Source organism: Halohasta sp. A2 (assembly GCF_056175805.1).
In genome coordinates, this window is record NZ_JAQFWV010000038.1 from 1 (window position 1) to 22,836 (window position 22,836).

The 22,836-nt window shown below is 61.8% G+C and carries 23 protein-coding genes; 13 read left to right on the top strand and 10 right to left on the bottom strand.

Features of this window, described 5'->3' with window-relative positions; translation table 11 throughout:
• The first annotated feature begins 160 nt into the window (after positions 1–160).
• Positions 161–664, top strand: coding sequence for a peroxiredoxin family protein (locus tag O2S87_RS11490; RefSeq protein WP_475408931.1), 504 nt, complete (start codon positions 161–163; stop codon positions 662–664).
• On the top strand, positions 661–1,092 hold the full coding sequence (locus O2S87_RS11495) for a GNAT family N-acetyltransferase (RefSeq protein ID WP_475408932.1): 432 nt from the start codon (positions 661–663) through the stop codon (positions 1,090–1,092). Before O2S87_RS11490 ends, O2S87_RS11495 begins: the two co-directional genes overlap by 4 nt.
• A gap of 106 nt (positions 1,093–1,198) precedes the next feature.
• On the opposite strand, the gene O2S87_RS11500 is transcribed toward O2S87_RS11495, so the two are convergent.
• On the bottom strand, positions 1,199–1,753 hold the full coding sequence (locus O2S87_RS11500) for a DoxX family protein (protein WP_475408933.1): 555 nt from the start codon (positions 1,751–1,753) through the stop codon (positions 1,199–1,201).
• 259 nt (positions 1,754–2,012) lie between these two features.
• Between O2S87_RS11500 and O2S87_RS11505 the strand changes: the two genes are divergently transcribed.
• Both O2S87_RS11505 and nreA read left to right on the top strand, forming a co-directional pair.
• Entirely contained in the window at positions 2,013–2,786 is a 774-nt protein-coding gene (locus tag O2S87_RS11505; RefSeq protein ID WP_475408934.1) for a 23S rRNA (uridine(2552)-2'-O)-methyltransferase, read from the top strand.
• Positions 2,787–2,924: 138 nt separating this feature from the next.
• Positions 2,925–4,187: a DNA repair protein NreA gene (gene nreA, locus O2S87_RS11510; RefSeq protein ID WP_475408935.1), complete on the top strand. Its 1,263-nt coding sequence runs from the start codon at positions 2,925–2,927 to the stop codon at positions 4,185–4,187.
• Positions 4,188–4,189: 2 nt separating this feature from the next.
• Here the strand turns inward: nreA and O2S87_RS11515 are convergent, their stop codons facing one another.
• The 5 genes from O2S87_RS11515 to O2S87_RS11535 form a co-directional block, all read right to left on the bottom strand.
• The gene (locus O2S87_RS11515) at positions 4,190–4,495 is read right to left on the bottom strand and encodes a DUF8036 family membrane protein (protein ID WP_475408936.1); all 306 of its coding nucleotides are present in this window, start codon (positions 4,493–4,495) and stop codon (positions 4,190–4,192) included.
• 55 nt (positions 4,496–4,550) lie between these two features.
• Positions 4,551–4,829 carry a winged helix-turn-helix domain-containing protein gene (locus O2S87_RS11520; RefSeq protein ID WP_475408937.1) on the bottom strand — a complete coding sequence of 93 codons (279 nt, stop codon included), beginning with the start codon at positions 4,827–4,829 and terminating at the stop codon, positions 4,551–4,553.
• A gap of 60 nt (positions 4,830–4,889) precedes the next feature.
• A complete protein-coding gene (locus O2S87_RS11525) occupies positions 4,890–5,678 on the bottom strand; it encodes a DUF4397 domain-containing protein (RefSeq protein WP_475408938.1) in 789 nt (262 codons plus the stop codon).
• 193 nt (positions 5,679–5,871) lie between these two features.
• The gene (locus O2S87_RS11530; RefSeq protein ID WP_475408939.1) at positions 5,872–6,327 is read right to left on the bottom strand and encodes a DUF302 domain-containing protein; all 456 of its coding nucleotides are present in this window, start codon (positions 6,325–6,327) and stop codon (positions 5,872–5,874) included.
• A gap of 38 nt (positions 6,328–6,365) precedes the next feature.
• On the bottom strand, positions 6,366–6,650 hold the full coding sequence (locus tag O2S87_RS11535) for a DUF5789 family protein (protein ID WP_475408940.1): 285 nt from the start codon (positions 6,648–6,650) through the stop codon (positions 6,366–6,368).
• Between the two features lie 136 nt (positions 6,651–6,786).
• Between O2S87_RS11535 and O2S87_RS11540 the strand changes: the two genes are divergently transcribed.
• Complete coding sequence (locus O2S87_RS11540) at positions 6,787–7,728, top strand: cell division protein CdpA domain-containing protein (protein WP_475408941.1); 942 nt, start codon at positions 6,787–6,789, stop codon at positions 7,726–7,728.
• A gap of 2 nt (positions 7,729–7,730) precedes the next feature.
• Here O2S87_RS11540 and polX read toward each other — a convergent pair whose 3' ends face one another.
• Positions 7,731–9,497, bottom strand: coding sequence for a DNA polymerase/3'-5' exonuclease PolX (gene polX / locus O2S87_RS11545; protein ID WP_475408942.1), 1,767 nt, complete (start codon positions 9,495–9,497; stop codon positions 7,731–7,733).
• Positions 9,498–9,594: 97 nt separating this feature from the next.
• Here polX and O2S87_RS11550 point away from each other — a divergent pair, with 97 nt between their 5' ends.
• Positions 9,595–10,560, top strand: a complete 966-nt coding sequence (locus O2S87_RS11550; RefSeq protein WP_475408943.1) for a zinc ribbon domain-containing protein — start codon at positions 9,595–9,597, stop codon at positions 10,558–10,560.
• 17 nt (positions 10,561–10,577) lie between these two features.
• Here the strand turns inward: O2S87_RS11550 and O2S87_RS11555 are convergent, their stop codons facing one another.
• On the bottom strand, positions 10,578–11,015 hold the full coding sequence (locus O2S87_RS11555; protein WP_475408944.1) for a DUF5788 family protein: 438 nt from the start codon (positions 11,013–11,015) through the stop codon (positions 10,578–10,580).
• A 139-nt stretch (positions 11,016–11,154) separates the two neighbouring features.
• Here O2S87_RS11555 and O2S87_RS11560 point away from each other — a divergent pair, with 139 nt between their 5' ends.
• Positions 11,155–12,501 (top strand): alkaline phosphatase family protein, encoded by a 1,347-nt coding sequence (locus tag O2S87_RS11560; protein ID WP_475408945.1) that lies wholly within the window; start codon positions 11,155–11,157, stop codon positions 12,499–12,501.
• On the opposite strand, the gene O2S87_RS11565 is transcribed toward O2S87_RS11560, so the two are convergent.
• Positions 12,502–13,590, bottom strand: a complete 1,089-nt coding sequence (locus O2S87_RS11565) for a tubulin/FtsZ family protein (protein ID WP_475408946.1) — start codon at positions 13,588–13,590, stop codon at positions 12,502–12,504.
• A gap of 103 nt (positions 13,591–13,693) precedes the next feature.
• Here O2S87_RS11565 and O2S87_RS11570 point away from each other — a divergent pair, with 103 nt between their 5' ends.
• From O2S87_RS11570 to O2S87_RS11595, 6 genes are all read left to right on the top strand, one after another.
• The gene (locus O2S87_RS11570) at positions 13,694–14,122 is read left to right on the top strand and encodes a DUF5791 family protein (protein ID WP_475408947.1); all 429 of its coding nucleotides are present in this window, start codon (positions 13,694–13,696) and stop codon (positions 14,120–14,122) included.
• Between the two features lies 1 nt (position 14,123).
• Positions 14,124–15,035 carry an SDR family oxidoreductase gene (locus O2S87_RS11575; RefSeq protein ID WP_475408948.1) on the top strand — a complete coding sequence of 304 codons (912 nt, stop codon included), beginning with the start codon at positions 14,124–14,126 and terminating at the stop codon, positions 15,033–15,035.
• A gap of 171 nt (positions 15,036–15,206) precedes the next feature.
• The gene (locus O2S87_RS11580; RefSeq protein WP_475408949.1) at positions 15,207–16,388 is read left to right on the top strand and encodes a DHH family phosphoesterase; all 1,182 of its coding nucleotides are present in this window, start codon (positions 15,207–15,209) and stop codon (positions 16,386–16,388) included.
• A gap of 39 nt (positions 16,389–16,427) precedes the next feature.
• The gene (locus O2S87_RS11585; RefSeq protein ID WP_475408950.1) at positions 16,428–17,516 is read left to right on the top strand and encodes an aldo/keto reductase; all 1,089 of its coding nucleotides are present in this window, start codon (positions 16,428–16,430) and stop codon (positions 17,514–17,516) included.
• A 363-nt stretch (positions 17,517–17,879) separates the two neighbouring features.
• The gene (locus O2S87_RS11590; RefSeq protein WP_475408951.1) at positions 17,880–19,163 is read left to right on the top strand and encodes a COG1361 S-layer family protein; all 1,284 of its coding nucleotides are present in this window, start codon (positions 17,880–17,882) and stop codon (positions 19,161–19,163) included.
• The gene (locus tag O2S87_RS11595; RefSeq protein ID WP_475408952.1) at positions 19,164–21,671 is read left to right on the top strand and encodes an efflux RND transporter permease subunit; all 2,508 of its coding nucleotides are present in this window, start codon (positions 19,164–19,166) and stop codon (positions 21,669–21,671) included.
• Positions 21,672–21,683: 12 nt separating this feature from the next.
• Here the strand turns inward: O2S87_RS11595 and O2S87_RS11600 are convergent, their stop codons facing one another.
• Positions 21,684–22,793: a tubulin/FtsZ family protein gene (locus O2S87_RS11600; RefSeq protein WP_475408953.1), complete on the bottom strand. Its 1,110-nt coding sequence runs from the start codon at positions 22,791–22,793 to the stop codon at positions 21,684–21,686.
• Positions 22,794–22,836 lie beyond the last annotated feature (43 nt).

The window sequence follows — 22,836 nt, forward strand, 5'->3', positions numbered from 1 at the left end:
GTTTAGCTAGCCGACGACACTGCTCAACGAAGTCGAGGAGATCGATCTCCATGGGCAGAGTCGAATTCCTCGGCTTCACGTTTCTAACCCGTGATATCAGCCGAATAGATCGCTATTCAACAGAGCACGTCTTTTTATCGGTCGACGACTGAGTCGGTGTATGTACTCGAAGCCGACTGATCTCTCGGTAGCGCTCCCGAACGGGGGTGAGGGACCCGATCCGCTCCGGCTCGATGCGTTGGACGCCGAGTTTGTACTCCTGTTGTTTCAGCGGGACTATCACTGCAGCAACTGCCGTCAACAGGTCCAAACAATCGCCGAGCGGTACGACCGCTTTGCCGAACGGAACACGGTCGTCGTCTCGGTGTTGCCTGACTCGAAAGAGCATGCCGCCGCGTGGGCCGCCCAGTACGACCTGCCGTTTCCGGTCGTCGCCGACCCCGAAAGCCAGACAGCCGAGCGGTTCGGCCAACCCGTCCGGTTCGGCTTTCTCGGACGGCTTCACAACCTATTGGGCCGGATGCCGCTGGCGGTCCTGATCGACCAGCGTGGCGACGAGCCCCGGATCATCTACTCGTACGTCGGCAACGGCCCCTCGGATCGACCGACCATCGAGGGACTGTTGCTCGAACTCGACCACAAACGCACCTCCAGCGAGGCGTGAGCCACCGAATCCGACGTGGTGACCCCGAGGACCTGGTCGACGTGATGCGGCTGTTCGACGGGGCGCTGCTCGATACCGATGTCGACCGAGTTAGCGAGTGCCTAACGGAGGGCAGGGGGTGTATACTGGTCGCCTGTGTCGAGGGTCGACCGGTCAGCGCAGTCGGGCTTATACATCCGGAGGAAGCCGACGAGGTAGTTCCGTGGCCCCAGTCGTATTATATATTCGCGATTGCAGTACACACGGCGAGGCGAGCACAGGGAGTCGGCCGCTCGTTGATTGAGGCGGCTGCCGAGTGGGCCGCCCCGCAGCCATTGGCGGCCACGTTCGACGAGCGGGTTCGACCGTTTTATACTGCGTGTGGCTTCGAGATCAGCGAGCACGAGGGGCGGCTGTGGGGGCTACGGTCTTCGCTCGACGAGCACTAACGACGACAGTCCTGAGTCGACTGAGCAAAGTAGCGGCGTCTGTAGTACGCCAGTCAAAATCGAAAACAGAGACGGAATCGAAAAACGGAGCGGTCTCCGAGCCGTCTCAGCCGAGGACGTATCGGAGTTTCGGGAAGCGTTCCAGTAGCGGTTGGCCGCCGACCTCAATTCCTTCGATGTAGCCGTCAGCGCCGAGGATTCGCCCCGCGCCCAGTGCGGCAACCGTCAGGAAGACGACCGCGTAGATGAGCGTGTCACCGAACAGTGCCAGGAAGTCGCCCTCCCAGCCGCCGAGGTAGAACAGCATCATCTGGATTGCTCCACCGAAGGCCGCCAGTCGGACGAACCCACCGACGATCAGCGCGATGCCGATCAGCACTTGGGTGACCGGGACGACGACGTTGACGACCTCCATCAACGCCGGTATCGCTGCCATCGCGGCGTACAGTCCGTGGACCGGGCTGGCCGGATCGGTGTTCGCGAGGTAGCCTGCAGCGTCGAACGGCCACTCTTGGAGTTTGCCGATCCCTGCAAAGAGGATCATCCCCCCGATCAGCACGCGGAGGACGACCGCGAACAGACCCGATAGCGTGTGGGCCTCGCCCTCGAGAGCTAGTCCAGCGACGGTACCACCGTATCGGGTTTCAGTGTTGGTTGCCATTGTGATCGGCCTCAGTTGCATAGATGGCGGAAACTCATACATATACAAACTCAGTTTTTCATATGGTGAAAACCGGTCGGTAATCCGTGGACAAACAATCACAAACCGGTCGGTAGAGAGGATGCTCAGTGAGCAACTGTCCAAGTCGAACCACGTGCAGACGTATGATCGCGCTCTTTTTCCGTCCCACGGCGCTATCGCAGTCAATGAACAACGACACGCCCATACCGGCACCGATTGATTCATCGGAGGGTTGCTAATGGGACGCGGCAAGGACAAGTACTACAACCGGGCCAAACAGCAGGGCTACCGCTCGCGGGCATCCTACAAGCTCAAACAACTCGACGAGGAAGTCGGGCTGTTCGGGCCGGGCAACACGGTCGTCGACCTCGGGGCGGCCCCCGGCGGCTGGCTTCAGGTCGCCGCCGAGGAGGTCGGCGACCAGGGCACCGTGATCGGCGTCGACTTCCAGCGCATTCGTGAGTTGGATCACGACACCGTCGAAACGCTGAAAGGCGATATGACCGACGATCGGACCAAAGACCGGCTTCGCAGACTCATCGGCGAGGAGGGTGCAGACGTCGTGATTTCGGATATGGCTCCGAACATGACCGGTGAGTACTCGCTGGACCACGCCCGGTCGGTCCATCTGGCCCGACAGGCCTTCGAGGTCGCCGCAGAGCATCTCGGCACCGGCGGCGACTTCGTGGTCAAGGTGTTTCAGGGGCAGGATCTCGACGATCTCAAAGCCGAAATCGACGAGGAGTTCCAATACGTGCGAACGTACACCCCGGACGCCTCCCGGGACAGCTCTTCGGAGGTGTATCTCATCGGGAAACACCGCCTGACGGCACCGGTGAGCACCGGCGACGAACTCGACGTCGAGATCGTCGACGTGGGCAGCGAGGGCGACGGCATCGCGAAAGTCGAGGAGTTCACCGTCTTCGTTCCCGAAACCGAAACCGGCGAGACAATCACGGTTCGGATCACCGACGTCAAACCGCAGTTCGCGTTCGCCGAGCGCGTCGACTGAGGCGACTGGTCAACTGGTGATAAGAGCGGTTTGAAGCGGCCGATCGACCCGTCTCACGCAGAGTATTTATATCGCGTTCCTGACGAACTGGCGGGAGCGACCGAATGTTGAAATCCGCAGGGCCCGTTCGTCGACTGAATGCGCCTGTCGGAGTTCATCGAGTACGAGGAGGGCGACCGCGCCGAGCGCAGGCGTCTCGCCAACGAGAAGTCCTACGAGATTCTCGACCGCCTCGATGGTGTCGGCGACCGGTTTGCTGACGTTGCCCAAACCGAGGAGTTCGGCAGCGTTTCGCCCTCGATTTTCGTGGGTCGGTCTGGCTATCCCGAGGTCTCCACTGGGCTGTTATCGCCGGTCGGAAACGAGGCCGACGCTGCCCAGTTCGCCACCAGCGGCGAGTGGTACACCGAGGGCGTCTCGATCGGTGACGTCTTCGAGCGCCGAACGTCGCTGTTGAATGCCAGCCAGTCGACGCCGGTCGAGACGAACGTCCACGATGCCTGGGACGGGTTTCTGGGCGTCCAGCGCGAGGTCGCCATCGCCGACCGACCAGTCGGCATCGAAGTGGGGCTCGACGGCAGCCCGAAACTGGAGTTGGGGCTGTCACCGGGTGACGTGTCGACGCCGACTGGTCCCCGGGCGACTGCACGTGAAGCGACGCTCACCGAGAATCCCCACGTACCCAAGCCGATTAAAAAGACGCTCGAAGACGACGACTGGGCCGCCACGGGCGCGATGAACTACCTGTACAATCGGGGGTTCGACGTCTACGAGATCAACACGATTCTGTCGGCGGGCGCACTCGGCCAGCGCGACAACCGCCGGCTGGTTCCGACACGGTGGTCGATCACCGCGGTCGACGACACGGTCGGCCAGTACCTCCGCGGCAAGCGCCGGAACGCACCGAGCGTCGACACCGTCTCGGTGTTCCACAACGAGTATTTGGGCAACAGCTTTTGGATAATTCTCGCACCGGGCCAATGGGAGTACGAGCTCGTCGAGTTCAAAGCGCCGGGAAGCGTCTGGAACCCCGATCCGCAGGCAGGCATGTGGTTAGCCAGTGACTACGAGGGGAATGCAGGCCGCACGAGCTACGTCGACCAGACCGCAGGTGCCTACTACGCCGCTCGGTTGGCAGTGTTGGAACATCTCGACAGCGTCGGTCGACAGGCGAAAGTGCTCGTTCTCCGGCACGTCTCCGATGAGTACTGGGGGCCAGTGGGCGTCTGGCAGATCCGCGAGGCGATTCGCCACGCCTTTGAGGGCGAACGCGGCGAAAGCGAGACGTTCGACGCAGCAATTCGGGAGATCGTCGACCTCCTTCCGGTGTCGATGGCCCACCTCCGTCGACAGTCGACGATGGCGGCGGGTCGACAGTCCGGGCTGGACGCGTTTTTATAAAATCAGTCCCACGTGACCCACAGCAGGAATCCCAGCGCGATCGTCTGGAAGACGTGGACCACGATGTTCGCCGTCCAGGCCTGCGGCGGCATATCAGTCGCAAACCACGAGGCGAGCACCGGATGGAACATGTAGAAGTACAGCGTCAGGGCGTTCTGTGCGAGCAGCACGGCTCCGAAGATGGCCAGTCCGATGGCGTGTTTCGATCTGAACGCTCGGTAGTTTTTCGCCCAGATCCCCGTCAGAACGAACAGCATCAGTACGTTCAGTAGAACGCTGACCTGTGCGATCGTTATCCAGTCAGTCATCTTCGTGCCCCTGTGTGTGTCGACCCTGTTCGTGGCCCTGTGTGCGTCGTCGCGTTCATAGTGGTAGCTCCTCGGCGATCTCCTCGATGAGACCCCAGTTCTGTTTCGCCCCGTCGGTCGGCGAGTAGACCGCGCCGTAGTTGTCCCCCGTTTTCTTGACGACGCCGTGTTTCTGCAGTACATCCAGGTGATGACGGATCGTCGAGTAATCGAGCGCCAACGTCTCGGCTAGCTGGTTTGCGTTCCGTGGCCGGTCGTCGACCGCCCGAAGAATACGGACGCGGTTCGGGCCACCCCGGGTACCAGTCAAAACGTACCACAGGACGGCCTCCATACACCCAACCTGGGGCACGTGGCCGCCTAAATATGTCGCTTGCCTGATTCACCGAGCGGCTTACTCGGCGTCGACGACCACTTCGAGATCGAACGGCTCGTCGGCTGGCGCGTCGTCGGGTTCGAGGTAGCCCACCGCGAACGCCGAGTAGACCATCCCCCCTTCGGGTTCGACCTCGAACGTCTCGACCACGTCGCCGTCGTTGCCCTCGGAGGCGGGTCGGACTTCGAGTTCGTACGTTCCGGCGTCGACATCGACCGCACCGGCCTCGCCGAAGGCGACGTCCTCGAACAGCGGCTCGCCGTCGACGGTGACGTCGACGCTTGGCGCGTCGGGTGCCGCGTGAACGAGCCGAACGCGGGCCTGGTCTTCAGGATCGGATAGATCGTCTTCGTACACTTCGAGGCCGAACGCTTCGTTCTCCTCTTCGAGTTCGCCGATGGCGGCCGCGGTGAAGTCGCCAGCAGGCACTTCCAGTTCCTCGTCGAAGACGACCGTCTCCGAATCGCCAGCAGCGGTGATCATGACCTCGTAGGTGCCCGAGGTGAGTTCGAGATACTCGCTGACAGTCCGGTAGGCGACGTCTTCGAGCACCACATCACCGTCGACGTAGACGTCGACGTTGGGCGCATCCGGCGAGAGATGGGCAACCCGGAGTCGTGCGTCCATTTCGGAGTCTTCGGAGGTTTCCGAATCGTCCATCTCCTCTTCGGAGTCGTCCATCTCTTCGTCTGACTCCTCGGTTTCTTCGTCGGACTCGGCGTCGCCACCTGTACATCCCGCGAGCGTCCCGACCAGTGCAACGCCACCGATCGATCGCAGTACTCTGCGCCGCGTTTGATTCGACATGTGCATCCATCCAGACGTCAACTCACCGCTTGAACTATTTCCGGAGTGGGTCGCAGATTCGGCCCGACTGACGCCGAGATTCGCCCAAACTCTCTCCCAAATTCGTCCAGAGTCGACGCTGTGAGCGACGCAGCGCGCAGTGTTCGCGATTCGGTCACCGAATCGACACGATAGAAAAGCCGCCGCTCCGAAGCTATGCAGTCTGGTCGTCCAACTGTTCGAACACGGCTGCGACCATCTCACCGGTGTCGGCAATGATCGATTCCATCGCTTCGTCGTCGACTGCCATCCCGAGCAAGCGGGCGATCTTCATAATGGAGACGTGATAGACGCGCTGGACGCCCGGGTCCTCCTGCCAGATGATCATATTGCAGGGCATCAGCGCGCCGAGTCGGTTGTCAGTGGCATCCAGCGCGCGGTCTGCAATTGCCGGATTGCATGCCCCCAACACGTAGTAGGGGTCGCGGTCGGCGTCGACCTTCTCGTTGAGCATATCCGATGGCGAGAACTCGACCGGAACGCCGAACCCAGCGTCGGCACAGACCGTCCGGACGTGCTCGATGGCCTCGGTGTGGCCCATTTCGAGTGTTGTCTGCTTCTCACCGAAGTCTTCGGGGTCGACCGCTGCGGGATCGAATGGGAGTGTCATAGTTTGTTATTAGTGGGCGAGACTCAAAAGCGAGGGGATTAGTTGGTGGCGACCGGCTCGCGACCGATCACATCGTACACGGCGTTGACAAACGTCTGTCGACGGTCGAAGTACGAGACGTCGACCGAGTCGAGAACTTCGGCGACTGGTGTCGGTCCATCGGGCGTCCGCAGTTCGGTGTCGCCGACCTTCTCGACGATGTCGCTGTGTGTCTGGGGCCACGTGAGTCGAGCGGCGACGCGGGCGACTGGTGCGCCCTCGACGGCTGGGGCCTCACCGAGTTGGACTGTTGGCTCCGAGTCGGCTTCCTCGTCGTCTGACATACCCCTATCTTCGGTAGCGAGTGCCTAATGCTTTCGATCATGGATCGAGACGGTTTATATAGTCGGCGTCACCGTTCATTCGCTGTCGGTGACTGTCTGACATACTGTTTTGTATCCCCGCTACATAGCCGGTCACATGACCGATCTATCGGAGGCCTACGAGGGGAGCGTGGCCTCACAACAGGGTCGACACCGGCTCTATCTGGGCGTCGGCCTCTTTCTCGTCGGCGCGGTGCTGCTCGGCGCTGGGATCATCGTCGCTGGCTCGGGGCTGTTGACCGGGTTGGGCTACTCGATCGGCGAAACGCGATGGATGGGTGGCATTCTCGGCGGCGTCGGCCTCCCCGCAGTTATTCTCGGCGTCTTTACCGTCCTCCCAGCCAACCGACGGACCCGAACGGCCGCGCTGGTCGGTGCGTCGCTCGCGATGTTCGGTGTCGCCATCTTCGCGCACGCCTACCCCTGCCAGTGGATCGGCACCACCTGCGCGAACCCTGGTGGCGATCTCACCCTGCCGACAGCTGGCATCTACACGCTCGGAACGCTGACGACCATCTGGTGCCTGTTGGTCGGGATCGCCAACTTCAAAATTCGCAACAACCCCGGCGGCACGGTCACCGTCGAGGTCACCCGCCAGGGCGAAACTCAAACCGTCGAGGTCGACCGGTCGGAACTCGGTGGGCTCGGCGGCGTCGGCTTTTTCGGCTCGACACCCGACGGCGAGGTCGAAACCCAGACCAACACCAACCCACAGTCGACCGATTCGACGACCGGCGATGGCGGTGCAACCGCCAACGGAATCCGCTCGCCGCTCGACGACACAGCCAGCGCGTCGGGGGCGACCACCGCCGACTCAGCCCCGGTGGGCGTCGACCGAATCGGGCCTGGGTCGCCGCACCGCAGCGAACCAAAACAGTTCAACACCACCGAACCCGCCGAGCCGTCGGTCGATCGCTACTGCGGGAGCTGTGTCCAGTTCAAATACGTTCGCACGGACACAGGCATTCGACCCTACTGCGCCTACCACGACGAACTGATGGACGATATGGACGCCTGCGACGATTGGCAGTCGCGATAACGCTATTTTTCGAGGAACGAACGGAGCCGATCGACCTCCCACGTGTTGAGTACGTCAGCCGTCTCCGCCCAACCGCGTTTGGCGGTCTGGACGCCATATCGAATATTGTCGAACGTCGATGGCCTGTGGGCGTCGGTGTCGATCGCGATCGTCCCGCCGGCCTCGACGACCGCACGGACGGCCGCACCGTGGAGATCGAGTCGGAGCGGGTTGGCGTTGACCTCCAGCGCGGTCTCGTGGGCGGCGGCGCACTCGGCGACCGCGGTGAAATCCAGTGCGAGCCCCTCTCGGTTGTTGATCATTCGGCCGGTCGGGTGGCCGATGATGTCGACCGTTGGCTCTCGGATCGCCTCGCAGATGCGTTCAGTCGCGGCCTCGGTGTCCTGATCCAGCGCACTGTGGGGTGAGGCCACCACCACGTCCAGGTCGGCCAGTACGTCCGTGTCGGTCGAAAGCGAGCCGTCGGCTTCGATGTTAGTCTCGACGCCGTGGAGCAGTTCGATGTCGACCTCGTTTCTGACAGCGGCAATCTCGTCGGCCTGCTCGCGGAGGTCGTCGTCCGAGAGACCGATTGTCTCGATAATGCCCGCACCGGCGGCGTGGTCGGTGACCGCGTGGAACGAATAGCCGCGGTCGGCGGCCGCCTCAGCCATCTCACGGATCGTACGGTGGCCATCCGACCACTCGGTGTGGGTGTGGAGGTCGCCACGGACCTCGTCGACCTCGACCAAAACGGGAAGCGACCCCTCGGCGGCCGCGTCGATCTCGCCGGTGTCCTCGCGGAGCTCCGGCGGAATCCACGCCAGCCCGAGCGCGTCGTACATCTCCCGTTCGGTTTCGCCACCGATTCGAACCCCCTCGCGGCGGGCGTCCTCGGTGGTCGACGCCTCGGGATCGTCGAGCCCCGAAACGTCGAAGACGCCGTACTCGTTGAGCTTTCGCTCCTGGCTAATGGCGACGTTTCGCAGCCGGACGTTGTGATCCTTGCTCCCCGTAAAATACTGCAGCGCCGCGCCGAACTCCGAGGGGACGACCACCCGGAGATCGACGCGCACGTCGTTCGCGCGGAGGCTGGATTTGTGCGTGCCAGCCTCGATCACGTCGTCGGCTTCGTCCCACATGCCGAAGGCCTCAACGACCGCCTCACTGTCGTCGCTGGCGACGAGCACGTCGACGTCGCCGATGGTGTCCTTCCAGCGGCGGATCGAGCCCGCCACCTCGCATCGCTCGACGGCGTCGACCGTAGTTAAATACGCCAGCACGCTGTCGGCGATCGGTCGGGCGTCACCGAGTCGCTCGCGCTGTTGGCTCTGGCGCGCAAAGGGGATGTTTTCGAGGATGTTCTGTTCGGTTTTCGCGCCGAATCCCGAGAGTTCCTGTATTTTTCCGGCCTCGGCGGCGGCTTCGAGTTCGTCGAGGTCCGTAACGTCGAGTTCGGTGTACAGCCTGCCGACGGTTTTCGGGCCAACGCCCTCGACGCTCGTCAGTGCGGCCATGTCGACGGGCATCGCCTCACGGAGCTCGTCCAACTCGGCGATACGACCGGTGTCGACGTACTCGACGACTTTCGAGGCGATGGCATCGCCCACCCGATCGATTTTCTCGACGGCCTCCTGGCCGGTCATCGCCAACTGGTCGATCGGTTCGGGGTGGTCGGCGATGTTTTCGGCCGCCCGCCGGTAGGCGTTTGGCTTGTACTCGACGCCGTCGGCTTCGAGCCGGTCAGCGAACTCGTACAGCAGGCGAGCGATTTCGTCGTTGTAGCTCATCTGTTGAGTTTTCGTTTGCTTTCCGACTATTTAGCTCCCAGTCGTGTCGGCTAACCAAACGTTGAATAGTTGACAGCGAGACAATTAGAGAGACCGCATGTGTCCGGCCAGCTCGAACCCACGAGACTGCCAGCGCTGTGGGAGTGCTGTCGACGCAGGGGCGAACTTCTGTCCGCAGTGTGGCGCGCCAGTCGACGAGTGGTCGTGTCCCAGCTGTGGCGAAGCCGTAGAAGCCAGCGACGAGTTCTGTTCGCACTGTGGACACGGGCAATTCGGGCCAATAACCGATAGGAGACGAGCCAAAACGAGCCGCGGCGAGACGCGCGAGGCGTTCCAACGACGGGTTCGAGACCACATCGAGGCGGGCTGGGAACGCAAAGCCGAACACGGCGGCCAGGTCACGCTCGTCGATCGCGACATCGGTTCGATTCCGGTCCACATCCTGCTGCTGCTTTTTACGGGCGGGGTCGGCAACATCATCTACGGCTGGTACCACTACGCGAAACTGGCCGAATACTGGTATCTCTCGATCGGTGACGGTCGACAGCCTCGCCCGCCCGGGCCGACGACACAGGCTGGCAGCACTACCCTCGAAGCCGAACAATCGACCGACAGTACGTCGTATATCGTCGGCGGTAGTACCGCGCTGGCTGGCTTGGGTTTACTCCTGGCGACCATCAGTGACGGTGGATCCCTTCTTTTCGGGAGTATCGGTCTCGTGTTTCTCGCCGGGGGCCTCGGGATTCTCCCGCCGGTCAACCGTCGGCTCGACCGCCGACACGCACTCACCTCGTTCGGGCGGCGTAAAACGGTCGACCACCGAATCGTTCACCCGACAGAGGGACACAGCGAGCCGTGTGTGGTCTGTGGGAAGCGCGGCCGCAGCGGGCTGCTCCGGCGTCGACGCGACGAAACGGTCGTTGCAGGGGTTCCACTGCTCACCCATGGGTTGGATCACAACTTCTACTGCGAGCGGTGTGCAACCGATGACCTCTTCGGCGGCGTTGTGGATCACGATGCTACACAAGAGGCCGAGCAGTCGACGGCCGAACTGAACAAGTAAACAACTGAGTGCCGAGACTACCGCCGGTTTCGTTTGTTCGAGTCCTCGTGGCCGAGCGCTTTTTTAAGGAACCTCGACCATCGCTTCTGGTCGGCCGCGTGACTGCGCTTGGCCTCGGCTTCGAGGTCGACCGGCCCCAACTGATCCAAGGCGTTGAGCGCCCGGTCGATGCCGATAATCGACTCGGCGATTTCCTCGCCCTCCTCGTAGCCCACCTCGTTGTTTTCGATTCGCTGGAGTCGCTCGACACGCTCGCGGCGGAGGTTTCGCTTGGCCTGGTCGACGCGCTCGCGCTCGCCCGGCGGGATCGCCTCTCGCCGTTTGATCTCGAACACAAAGGTCCGGAGATCCAACTGCTGGCCCTGAATCTCGATCGATTCGGGAATCTGTACGCCGACCGTTGAGCCATCCCGACCAACGCGTTCGAGCAGCTGTTTTCGTTGGTACTCCTGCACGGCCACCGGTAGGTTCGGCTTGTACTTCGGTGTGTCGACGGCGACTAACCGTCCGGTCAGTTTCAGGGTCTGTCATAGGAACCGTCGTGAATCACCCTGAAACTGAAGATTCTTAAGGCAATCAACAGTATCAGCATCCATGGGTCTGTTTGATCGGTTGCGCGGCGACGACGCACCTCGCGTCGCCTTTATTGGTATTGATGGCGTGCCGTTTACGCTTTTGTCGGAACACAAAGATCGGTTCCCGAACTTCGCCGCTCTCGCCAGCGAAGGGTCGGCAGGGGCCATCGACAGCATCGTCCCGCCGGAGTCGAGCGCCTGTTGGCCCGCGCTCACGACGGGCGTCAACCCCGGCGAAACCGGCGTCTACGGCTTTCAGGACCGGGAAATCGGCTCGTACGACACCTACGTGCCGATGGGCCAGGACGTCCAGGCAACCCGGATCTGGGACCGAGTGACCGAAGAGGGTCGCAACGCCAGCGTGTTCAACGTCCCCGTGACGTTCCCGCCACAACGAAACGTCCAGCGGATGGTCTCGGGCTTTCTGTCGCCCGGCGTCGACAAGGCCGCCTACCCCGACGAACTCCGCGAGACGCTCGAATCGGGTGGCTATCTGATCGATGTCAACGCCAAACTCGGTCACAAAGACGACAAATCCGAGTTCGTCGACCACGCCCACAAAACGATGGACAAACGGTACGAGGCGTTCGAACACTACCTCAAAGCTGACGACTGGGACCTGTTTTTCGGCGTCTTCATGACAACCGACCGGGTCAACCACTTCCTGTTCAAGGATTACGAGCACGACGGCCCGAACAAGGAGGCCTTCTTCGAGTTCTACGAGGCACTCGACGCCTACATCGGCCAGATCCGCGAGCTGCTGGCCGACGACGTGACGCTCGTGATCGCGTCGGATCACGGCTTTACCAGCCTCGATCACGAAGTCCACTGCAACACGTGGTTACAGAAGGAAGGCTGGCTCTCCTACGAGGGCGACGAACACAACGAACTCGGTGACATCGCCGACGACACCACCGCGTACTCGCTGATCCCCGGTCGGTTTTACATCAATCTCGAAGGCCGCGAGCCACGCGGAAGCGTCCCCCAAGACGAGTACGACGCGGTCCGCAACGAACTGAAAGCCGAGTTAGAGGCGCTCGAAGGCCCCGACGGCACACCAGTCTGCGAGCGCGTTGTCGAAAAGGAGGTCGCCTTCCGCGGCGATCACGCCGACATCGCGCCGGATCTGGTGGCGATTCCAAACCACGGCTTCGATCTCAAATCCGGCTTCAAAGGCCACGACGACGTGTTCGACATCGGCCCGCGCAACGGCATGCACAGCTTCGACAACGCGACACTACTGGTCGACGATCCCACAGTGAACATCGAGGACGCCGATCTGTTCGATATCGCACCGACGATTCTCGATCTGATGGAGATCGACTACGACCGCACCGAGTTCGACGGCGCGAGCCTCCTGAAATAATTAAAATAGGCCGTCGAGTTCGTCGTTCTGGAACAGTTTGTCGGCGTTATCTGGCGCTTTGTCGAGTTCGGCTACTTCTGAGGCGGCCTGCTCGGCGCGGGCGAGAAACCGGTCGACGCGTCCCGAGCGTTCGACCCCACCCAACAGCACCAGCGAGGCCAGTCGGCTGCTGTCGATCGGGAAGTCGCCGCCGCGGACCTGCATGCTCCCGGTTTCGGTCTCGACCCATTTGCGCGCCTTTTCGACACCCTTTCGTGAGATGCGTTCGGCCTGGCCAGCGATCACGAGCAACGCGGTGTCGGCGGTCGTCGCCCCCGGGAGGCTCAACCCTGTCAGCATGGCGTTTCGCGTCGTGCTCGTGATGACGTTGATGTTTTCGCCCGGATCCTCCGAGGCTGGCGTGCTAGCGTAGCCGAGCGTGGCGATACCACCTGCTCGGAGCGTGTTGATTATCTCGCTGGAGTCGACCACGCTTTCGGCGACGCCCTCTGTCGATTCGCCAGCAGCCAACAAGAGCCCCACGCGTCGAGCGATGTTCTTGTTAATCGCCGCATACCCGTCACTGAGGCTCTCGCCGGAGGCTTTCCAGGCGTCGTTGTCGATCACCAACAACGCGTCTGCCTCGCGGGCGAGCGTTTTGAGCGACCGCCCGGCGTTGACCTGATACAGCGCCCCTTCGTCGGAACCAGGGAGGACGCCGAGCGCGTAGACGGGAAGATCGTAGATTTTCGAGAGTCGACGGACCAACACGGGAGCGCCGCCTGAACCGGTTCCGCCACCGAGGCCAGCGACAACGAAGATCGCCTCGGTCTCGGCCGAAATCCGACCGCTGAGTTCACCCATGACCTCGTCGAGGTCCGACTCCATAATCTCCGCGCCGAGTTCGTTGTCGCCGCCGACACCCTGACCCTTGACTCGATCCTGACCGATCAGCATCGTTTCGAACGGAACCGATGTGAGATCGGTCGAGGCGCTGTTGATCGCCAGTGCGTCGCGAACCGCACCGAACCCCATCCGTTCGTCGAACGCGGCTAACGCCGTCGTGAGTTTTCCACCGGCCTGTCCGATACCAACGAGTACTGCTTTCATATCAGTAGATGAAAACGCGGACTGCATGAATGTTCCCCACACCGACCCCAATCGCCAAGCTGGAAGTGACAATCGTTTTGCTTTCGGCGTGAGAATGCCCGGTATGTTACACGAGGTCGCTGATCAGCTATCGGACCGCTCACCTGCAGCGCTCCGGGCCGGCTATATGGACGCAGTTCGATCGACGATCGAATCAGTTGGAACTGATCGTGTTGTCGACGAAAGCGGCGTCGACGCAACACGAATCACTGCGATCGCCGCGGGCGAAGAAGCCACACTCACCGTGAGCGAGGCTGCCGCAATACTCGCGGTTGGCGACGAAACGCCCGACGCCGAGGCCATCGTCTACGAACTCCGGGATCACCTGCTCATGGGAATGACGACCGCGGTGCTTGACGTCGACACCATCGCGGCGAACATCGAGACGGATCTGTCGGCCCAAGAGGTCCAGCAGGCGATTGAAGGTCGCACCGAAATGACCATAGCGCAGTTGGCGGCCATTCAGTCAGTAATCGACGACCGGGAGCCCTGAGATGGTCGACTCCCACCGCGTTGTCATTCTGGGGTGTGGCTACATCGGCGTTGAACTCGGTCGTCAACTCACCGAAACTGGCCACGAAGTGATCGGCGTCCGGCGCTCGGAGTCGGGCTGTGCGGCCATCGAGGACGCAGGGTTCAACCCCCACCAGGCCGATCTCACCGACCGTCAAGCGGTCGTGGCTCTCCCATCGGCCGACTGGCTCGTGTTCGCTGCCTCGTCCGGTGGGCGAGACGCTCAAGCGGCCCGTCAGATCTACGTCGACGCGCTCGATGGCGTTATCGAGCACTACGGCGAGCGAGCGTCGCCACCTGATCGACTCGTCTATACGTCGAGTACCGGCGTCTATGGCGACCACGACGGCCAGTGGGTCGACGAGTCGACGCCGCTCGAACCGACGACGGAGAAAACCCGGGTGCTCGTCGAAGCCGAACGGATCGCCCGAGAGCGGAGCGCTGAGTTCGGAATCGACGGCACTGTTGCCCGGTTCTCGGGACTGTATGGCCCAAATCGCTACCGACTCAAGCGGTATATCGAGGGGCCAGTCACCGAAGGGTATTTAAATATGGTCCACTGCGAGGACGCGGCAGGGGCGGTCGCCTTCCTGTTGACCGCCGACAGCGCGCGAGGCGAGGCGGTGTTGGTGACCGACAACGAGCCGGTGGATAAATGGACGTTCGCAGATTGGCTCGCGGCCGAATGTGGGCTTGATAGTCCACCAAAGCGGACGAAACAAGAGCGGCTTTCGGACGATGGGCTCTCGGAGGCGGCGCGGCGACGGATCCTGACAAGCAAACGGTGTTCGAACACGTACCTCCGCCAACTCGGATATGAACTGCGTTACCCGACGTTTCGAGAGGGCTACCGCGCGGCAGTCGACGCCTACCGAACCCCCGAGTCGGAGTAAGTGCATCCTACGGGCCTGGCGGACTGCTGCTACTATCGCATAAGAGACGGCTCTCCGTCTTGTGGTAGGCACAGGCTACGGGTCGACCATTCAACGCAGTTCATATTTGACCTTTCCTACCCGACGTAAACTCTGACAACCTTCTTATTGAATGATCCTGACTAAGAACATATGGAGCAGGTGGCCGTCGGCGGGATCTTCCCGGTACTCAACGATCTCGTTGAATCTCAAACCGAGCTGTTCGTTGCGATCGTTGCCATAGCGGGGGTGGTGGGAGCGGCCGCCATCATCTACCGGTGGCTCCGTCAGTCGAACGGCGAGCGGTTCAAGCAGCTCATCGCCGACCAGGAGGCGGTCACCATCCTCATGCATCCGAACCCCGATCCAGATGCGATGGCGTCGGCAACCGCCGTCGCGTCGCTTGCCGAACAACTCGACACCGAGGTGACGATACAGTATCCCGGACAGATCAGACACCAAGAAAACCGTGCGTTTCGGACGGTGCTCGACCTCGAACTGGACAACATCGACCACGTCACCGATCTCGCGGCCGAAGCGGTCGTGTTGGTCGACCACAATACACCGCGTGGCTTTACCGGAGCCGCAGGCATTCTCCCGCTCGCGGTCGTCGACCACCACCCCGGCGACGGAACTGGCGAGGTCTTTACCGACGTCCGAACTCATTACGGTGCCTGTTCGAGCATTATCGCCGAATACTTCGAGGACATTGGCGCGGTTCCGGTGCCAGCCGAACAACATGCGAGCGAAACCGGTTCGAAGTACGTCCTCCCGTCGGCGGCGGCAACCGGACTCCTCTATGGGATTCTCTCGGATACCAAGAACCTAACTGTCGGCGCTGGGACGGTCGACTTTCAGGCGGCGTCGTATCTGTATTCGGGCGTCGATCAGAACCAACTCGACCGGATCGCCAACCCGGAGGTTGATGCCGAAGTCCTCGAAATCAAGGCTCGTGCGATCGCGGGTCGACGGATCAAAGGATCGTTTGCGGTCTGTGATGTGGGGCCGGTCTCGAACGCGGATGCGATTCCACAGGCCGCCGACGAGATCATCCGTCTCGAAGGTGTGACCGCAGTCGTCATTGCTGGCGAGAAGGACGGAACGGTACACCTCTCGGGACGTTCGAGAGACGACCGGGTCCACATGGGCCGGGTGCTCGAAAGCGTGACAGAGGGCATCTCGAACGCCAGCGCCGGAGGTCACGCGCGCATGGGCGGTGGCCAGATCGCCCCCCAGCCCCAGCTGTCGGACGGCGGCGAAACCGTCGGTGGCGAAGAAGTTCCCCGCGAGGCGCTGATCGACCGGCTGTTTTCGTCGATGTCGGGCGACATCTGAAAGACGCACGTTTATTCGGAGTCGTCGGTAACCGTGTGTATGGCAACCGCAGACGGAACGTGGGCCTACCGTGATCGGTTCGGCAAGAGCTTCGGCCGAACCTACTTCCGGCGGTTTCCACCCGGCGTCTGTTCGTCTATCGGTATCGGTACCTATCTCGGTGAGCCGACCGACGCGGTCGACGACGCCTACCGCGCGGCTATTTCGAACGCGCTCGAACACGGAATCAATCACGTCGACACGGCGGTGAACTACCGTTGCCAGCGTAGCGAGCGCGTCGTTGGCGAGGCCCTCCAGAAGACCGAGATCGATCGCGATCAGGTCGTGGTAGCGACCAAAGGGGGGTTCGTCCCCTTCGACGGCGACCGGCCCGCCGATCCCAGCCGGTACGTCAGCGAGCGCTTCGTCGAGACGGGGCTGGTCGATCCCGAGACGCTCGTGCAGGGAAGCCACTCGCTGGATCCTCGTTTTATCGACGCGATGGTCGACCGGTCGCTGTCGAATCTCCAGCTCGATACCATTGATTGTTATTATCTGCATACCCCTGAGACCCAGCTGATAGAGACCGATCGCGAGACGGTGTACGATCGGCTCCAAGCGGCGTTCGAGCTACTGGAGCGACGGCGAGCCGTCGGCGAAATCGGCGTCTACGGGTTGGCAACGTGGCAAGCGTTTCGCGTGCCACCGTCACATCCACGGTATCTCTCGCTACCCGCGGTGATTGATCGGGCACAGGCGGCCGCTGACTCGCTGGGCGTCGACAGCCACGGTCTAAGAGCGCTTCAGCTTCCGTTCAACGTCGAGATGGCCGACGCCTTTACTGTCACCGCACAGCCGACACCCGATGGTCCGGTCAGTGTGCTCGAATACGCCCACCGGTCGGAGCTGTCGGTCGTCACGAGTGCCTCAATCGGACAGGGCGAGCTGGCAGCGGGGCTCCCGCCGGCAGTGTCAGCAGAGTTAGCCGGCGATACGGCGGCCCAGCGAGCCGTCAATTTCGCCCGGAGCGCACCGGGAGTCACCTGCTCGGTCGTCGGAATGCGCGCTGTCGACCATGTCGCCGAGAACGTCGCTGCAGGGACGTTCGACCCGCTCGGAGCCACAGCGTTCGATTCCGTCTTCGAGTGACAGCTGTGTAAATCGCCACTCGATGGAGCCTGCAGTAGTCACTGTATACCCTCATTGATGGAGATTCTATCCGAATCGAGTCGCACAGCAATCATGCGAAACGTGAGATACTCCGGAATTGATGAAATAAACTACAGTAAACGAATTCAAAATTTCACAATTACTTTCGTAGGATACGCACTTACTGTATACAATACACATGCGCCAGCATTCCTTGCAATTTGGTTCTGTTGTTCAACGATGGCTCACTGACAAGTATAATAGATCGTTTTTTCTCCAGTCATGTTTAACATATATGCCAGAGCGAGTTACTAACCGGGTGTCGACACCGAGTCTCCTGACTAGCAACTGCAAGACCACCCAATGAACACTCGACGAACCATCATTTGTGCGGTGCTCGTGACGATGCTTCTCGCGCTGGCAGGCGTTGCGGCGGGCCAATCAGAGGTGTTCGTGCGTGGCGAACCCGACATTGAAGTGTACACCCCTGACAACACGATCGCTCCGGGCCAAGAGACCGAGTTTTCGCTCCAACTCGACAACCAAGGTGATCTCGACCGGGGCCAAGACACGAATCGCGAGCGCGTAACCACGGCGCGTAACGTGATCGTCGACGCTGAGATGGATGACGACGATGATCCAATAACCGTGACCAGCGAGGAACAGTCGGTCGGCTCTGTCTCGGAGAACGAACCCACAGACGTACCAATTCAGATCGAGGTTCCGGATGACGCCGAACCAGGCACCTATGACCTCGATGTCGATGTCGACTACCGATGGACAGCCCAAGCCAGTGAGAACCGCCGAGGTGGTGGCTCACCGACTGCACAAGAGCGATCCACCTCAAAAGACTACACCGTCGAAATCGAAGTCGACGACAACGCCAACTTCCGAGTCACCGACGTCGACAGCGACCTTCGCGTAGGCGAGGAGGGCGAAGTCAGCGGCGAGGTCGAAAACATCGGCGGCGAGGACGTCACCAACGCCGAGGTCGAGTTCCCCTCCGAAAGTACGAACCTCGAACCGCTCGAAACCAGCGTCGCCGTCGGCGACATTGAGGCAGGCGAGTCGGTGCCGTTCACCATCCCGATCGACGTCGGCAGTGAGGCCGAGCCAGTGCCTAAACTGTTCGATCTGCCGGTCGAGTACCGCGACGAAAACGGCATCGCCGCCAATGACACCGACCCGCAGTTCCGCGCCGACATCGCCGACGAGCGCGACGAGTTCGAACTCGACGTCGTCGACCGTTCGATCACCGCGGGCGACAGCATCGAGTTCGAGGTCAACGTCACCAACAACCGCGACGAGACGCTGACCGACATCGAGCCCAAACTGTTCACCGACTCGCCGTTCGACAGCAGCGACGACGAGGGGTTCATTGAGGAACTCGAACCCGGCGAGTCCGAGACGGTCACCTTCGAACTCAGCGCCGAAAGCGGCGCGACGCCCAAAACCAGCCCCGTCACCCTCGACTTCCGCTACGACGACGCTGATGGCGACAGCCGAATCTCGGATAGCTACCGCGTGGCTATCGACGTTCTCGAAGCCGAAGAAGAGGGGCCGTTGAGCTCGTTTGGACCGATCGTGACCGTGATCGTCTCGCTGTTGGCGGTCGGTGGTGGCTACGTCTGGTACCGAGGCCGATAGATGTCGGAGCCGGGCCTCGATATTGATCCCGCCATCGAGCGCGTCAATCGCCTCGTCTTAGAGCGACCGCTGGCGATTATCGTGGGCTTTCTGCTCATCACGGCGGTGTTGGCGGGCGGCCTGGCGCTGATCACGACCGAGACCGACTCAGAGGACTCGTTTACCTCGGATACGCCCGAACAGGAGGCGCTGGATGCGGTCGAAGACGAGTTCGAAAGCCCCTTCGACGATAGCGGCGAATCGACACAGCTCATCCAGACCAGCGATAACGTTCTCTCTCAGACCGAGCTCGAACGGAGCCTGCTCGTCGCCGAGACCGTTGAGCGCCGCGGCGACCTTCGGGTCGACTCCACATCTGGCCCCGCGTCGACGATCGCCCAAACGCTCGATCCCGAGGCCGAAACGCCCGCCGAACAGCGCCAAGCCGTCGAGCGGGCGACCCCGACCGAGATCCGCGAAGCGATCCGCGAGAACGCCGAAAACCCCGGCTTTGAGGCGGGGCTCTCGGAGGATTTCAACGAGGAGTCAGCAACTGCAACCGCTTCGATCACCGCAGTGCAACACGAGTTTCCCAGCGGCGAGGACACTGACGACGAACTGCGGGACGTCCAGGTAGGGATGCAGCCGGTCGCCGAGGACGCGGGCGGTGACGTTCGCGTGTTCGGCTCGGGCATTATCACCGCCGAAAACGAGACCATCATCGGCGACTCGCTGGCAATCGTCGTTCCGGTCGTGCTCGGGCTGATTCTCCTGTTTTTGATCATCGCCTACCGCGATCCGTTCGACCTCGTGTTGGGGCTGGCCGCACTCGTGATGACACTCGTCTGGACCTTTGGCTTCGTCGGCTACGTCGGGATCCCGTTCGACCAGAACATGATCTCTGTGCCCGTTCTTTTGGCGGCGGTGAGCATCGACTTCGGCATTCACATCATCAATCGCTACCGCGAAGAACGTGCTAAGGGGTATAACGCGGTCGACTCGATGGCGACGGCCAACGAACAGCTGATCGTCGCGTTCGGCATCGTCACGATGACGACGATCGTCGGCTTTATGTCGAATCTCACGAGTTCGCTGGGGCCGATCCAGAACTTCGGGATCGTCGCCGCAATGGGCATCGTCTTCACGTTCTTTATTTTCAGCGTGTTTCTGCCAGCCGCAAAACTGTTCGCTGACCAACAGCGCGAACGTCTGAACCTACCCGCCTTCGGAACCAAACCGCTGGCGACCGAGGAGTCGGCGCTCGGTCGGCTACTCGCACTCCCGGCGAAACTCTCCTACAGAGCACCACTCGCGTTCGTCCTCGTCTTCTTACTCGTGAGCGCGGGCGCAGCCGACTACGGTCAGGAGGTCGACCGGAGCTTCGATACCGATGACTTCCAGCCACCAGAAGAGCTCCCTGGGTATATTGAGGTACTACCCGAGCCCTTTGCTCCCGGCGAGTACACCGTCACTGAGAACATTAATTATCTTGACGACAACTTCGAGACCGACCAGCAACAGGGCGCGACCATTTACATCGAGGGACCCTTCGAAGAGGAGCACTCGCTCGAATCGCTTGATAGGGCACTCGAAGACCCGCCCGACAGCTACGTCTCCGAAGATCGCGATGCCGAAGCCGAAAGCATTCTGTCGGTGATCGACGACCAGGCAGACAGTGACGAGGAGTTCGCCGACCTCGTCGACCGAAACGACCGTGACGGAAACGGCGTTCCCGATCGGAATCTCAACCAAATCTACGACGAGTTGTTCGCCTCCGAGTCGGGCGACCGCGCCGAGGAGTATCTCACCGACGACCGCCGGGCCACTCAGGTCGAGTTCGATGTGGAATCGGATGCCTCCCAATCGACGGTAACCGAAGATACCCGCGAGTACAGCGACGACTTCCGGTTTTCGGCGACCGCGACCGGCGGCATCGTCGTCTTCGATGCGGTCTCGGACATCATCTTCGAGTCGGCACTCCAGAGCCTCGCGATTGCACTGGTGCTGACAGCCATCTTCCTTATTTTCGTCTACTGGCTCCTGGAGCGCGAGCCCCTGCTCGGACTCGTGAACCTGTTTCCCATCGTCGTCTCGATCACGCTGCTGATCGCCTCGATGCGCGCGCTCGGTCTCTCACTGAACGCGCTGACCGCGACGATCCTGTCGATTACGATCGGCATCGGCATCGACTTCTCGGTTCATACCACTCACCGGTTCATCGACGAGTATCGGGTCGACGGCGACGCCTACCGGAGTCTGGTCGTCTGTCTGTACGGCACCGGCGGCGCGCTCACGGGAGCGATGTTGACGACATCGATCGGAACCGGGGCGCTACTGCTGGCGATCACGCCGATCTTGGGCCAGTTCGGCCTGCTGATGGCGCTCAGCGTTTTCCTGTCGTATCTCGCCGCCATCGTCGCGCTGCCGCCGGCGGTCTACGTCTGGGCGTGGTACAAATCCGACAATGCGTCGATCAGACAACTGCTCTGGATGTCCCCACCGTCGTCGACCGGCCGCGAGGACTACTAATCGGCGAGAATCCTACTGAATGTCCTCGGCGGCCGCCCGCAGCGCATCGATGCGCTCGCTGCGTCCGGCCCCCGCGAGAACGACCAGCGCGAGAATCTCGTCGACATCGGGCGTCGGAATATCTCCGCCCCGAATTTCGACACTGCCGGTCTCTTGGGCCAGCCACGACCGCGCGTCGGCGATCGCTCGGCGATTCAGCCACTCGGGCGGGCCGCCGGTCACCAACAGCCCGCGCTGGACGGAGTCTCGATCGACCTCGACGGTGAGTTTGCCCCGGACGGCCCGGCGAACGGTCGTCTCGATGGCTTTGAAGATGGCCGTCTCGTCGACCTCGCCCGTTGTTTTCAGCAGCCCCAGGCCGAACCGCGATTCGGTCGGCCGCTCGATCGCTTGGGTGGCATACCCAAGCGAGACGATGCCGCCTGCAGCGAGCGTGTTGCTTATTTCGGAGGCGTCGACCACGCTTTCGGCGACAAACCCATCAGAGTCAGCCTCGCCAGCACTGAACAGCGTGAGCACGCGCGTTGCGAGCAGTTCGTTGAGCCGATCTTGGACTGCGGGCTCAGTATCGTCCTCGGCGGATTTGGTCCACAGCGCGTTGTCGAAACAGACCAGCGCGTCGGTGGCCTCACAGCTCTCGTCGACTGCACGTCCGGCGTTGATCGCCAGCTGTCGCTCGGCGTCGGCCTCAGCGTCGGCCTCGGCCGCCGGGAGCACGCCGAGTCCGTACACTGGAACCTCGTAGACCTCCCGGAGGTCGGCCGAAAGTTTCGGCAGCAGCGTCGCTCCGCTTGCCCCGCCGAGGCCGGCGCATAGCAGAATGCCGTCGGCCTGTGAGGTGAGTTGGTCGTCGACGGCGCGAAACAGCTCGGTCAGCTCGTCGTCGGCCGCTTGCGCTCCCCGACGGCGATTGGCATCGACGCCACGGCCGGAGGCCTCGAGCGCACCGTACAGGTGGCGCTGGTTGGTCGGAATCTCGTCGAGACTCCCCAGCGATCGTCGATTCGTGTCGAGCGCCGCGGAGTCGACAACGCATGATCGCGAGCCGTGGGCGTCGGCCGCGACGAGCGCGTCGGCGATCCGCCCTCCAGCCCCGCCGAGCCCGCAGACGAACAGTTGCATGGGCGTTGCTGGACGGCGATTTGATATAAAGAATGTGCTGTCT

Coding starts and splice junctions, on each gene's coding strand:
- O2S87_RS11525 (WP_475408938.1), bottom strand. CDS start 5,678: ATGTCGAATCAAACGCGGCGCAGAGTACTGCGATCGATCGGTGGCGTT.
- O2S87_RS11515 (WP_475408936.1), bottom strand. CDS start 4,495: ATGACTGACTGGATAACGATCGCACAGGTCAGCGTTCTACTGAACGTA.
- O2S87_RS11565 (WP_475408946.1), bottom strand. CDS start 13,590: ATGAAAGCAGTACTCGTTGGTATCGGACAGGCCGGTGGAAAACTCACG.
- polX (WP_475408942.1), bottom strand. CDS start 9,497: ATGAGCTACAACGACGAAATCGCTCGCCTGCTGTACGAGTTCGCTGAC.
- O2S87_RS11540 (WP_475408941.1), top strand. CDS start 6,787: ATGACCGATCTATCGGAGGCCTACGAGGGGAGCGTGGCCTCACAACAG.
- O2S87_RS11590 (WP_475408951.1), top strand. CDS start 17,880: ATGAACACTCGACGAACCATCATTTGTGCGGTGCTCGTGACGATGCTT.
- O2S87_RS11585 (WP_475408950.1), top strand. CDS start 16,428: ATGGCAACCGCAGACGGAACGTGGGCCTACCGTGATCGGTTCGGCAAG.
- O2S87_RS11600 (WP_475408953.1), bottom strand. CDS start 22,793: ATGCAACTGTTCGTCTGCGGGCTCGGCGGGGCTGGAGGGCGGATCGCC.
- O2S87_RS11505 (WP_475408934.1), top strand. CDS start 2,013: ATGGGACGCGGCAAGGACAAGTACTACAACCGGGCCAAACAGCAGGGC.
- O2S87_RS11530 (WP_475408939.1), bottom strand. CDS start 6,327: ATGACACTCCCATTCGATCCCGCAGCGGTCGACCCCGAAGACTTCGGT.
- O2S87_RS11595 (WP_475408952.1), top strand. CDS start 19,164: ATGTCGGAGCCGGGCCTCGATATTGATCCCGCCATCGAGCGCGTCAAT.
- O2S87_RS11570 (WP_475408947.1), top strand. CDS start 13,694: ATGTTACACGAGGTCGCTGATCAGCTATCGGACCGCTCACCTGCAGCG.
- O2S87_RS11500 (WP_475408933.1), bottom strand. CDS start 1,753: ATGGCAACCAACACTGAAACCCGATACGGTGGTACCGTCGCTGGACTA.
- O2S87_RS11535 (WP_475408940.1), bottom strand. CDS start 6,650: ATGTCAGACGACGAGGAAGCCGACTCGGAGCCAACAGTCCAACTCGGT.
- O2S87_RS11550 (WP_475408943.1), top strand. CDS start 9,595: ATGTGTCCGGCCAGCTCGAACCCACGAGACTGCCAGCGCTGTGGGAGT.
- O2S87_RS11490 (WP_475408931.1), top strand. CDS start 161: ATGTACTCGAAGCCGACTGATCTCTCGGTAGCGCTCCCGAACGGGGGT.
- O2S87_RS11575 (WP_475408948.1), top strand. CDS start 14,124: ATGGTCGACTCCCACCGCGTTGTCATTCTGGGGTGTGGCTACATCGGC.
- O2S87_RS11520 (WP_475408937.1), bottom strand. CDS start 4,829: ATGGAGGCCGTCCTGTGGTACGTTTTGACTGGTACCCGGGGTGGCCCG.
- O2S87_RS11560 (WP_475408945.1), top strand. CDS start 11,155: ATGGGTCTGTTTGATCGGTTGCGCGGCGACGACGCACCTCGCGTCGCC.
- nreA (WP_475408935.1), top strand. CDS start 2,925: ATGCGCCTGTCGGAGTTCATCGAGTACGAGGAGGGCGACCGCGCCGAG.
- O2S87_RS11580 (WP_475408949.1), top strand. CDS start 15,207: ATGGAGCAGGTGGCCGTCGGCGGGATCTTCCCGGTACTCAACGATCTC.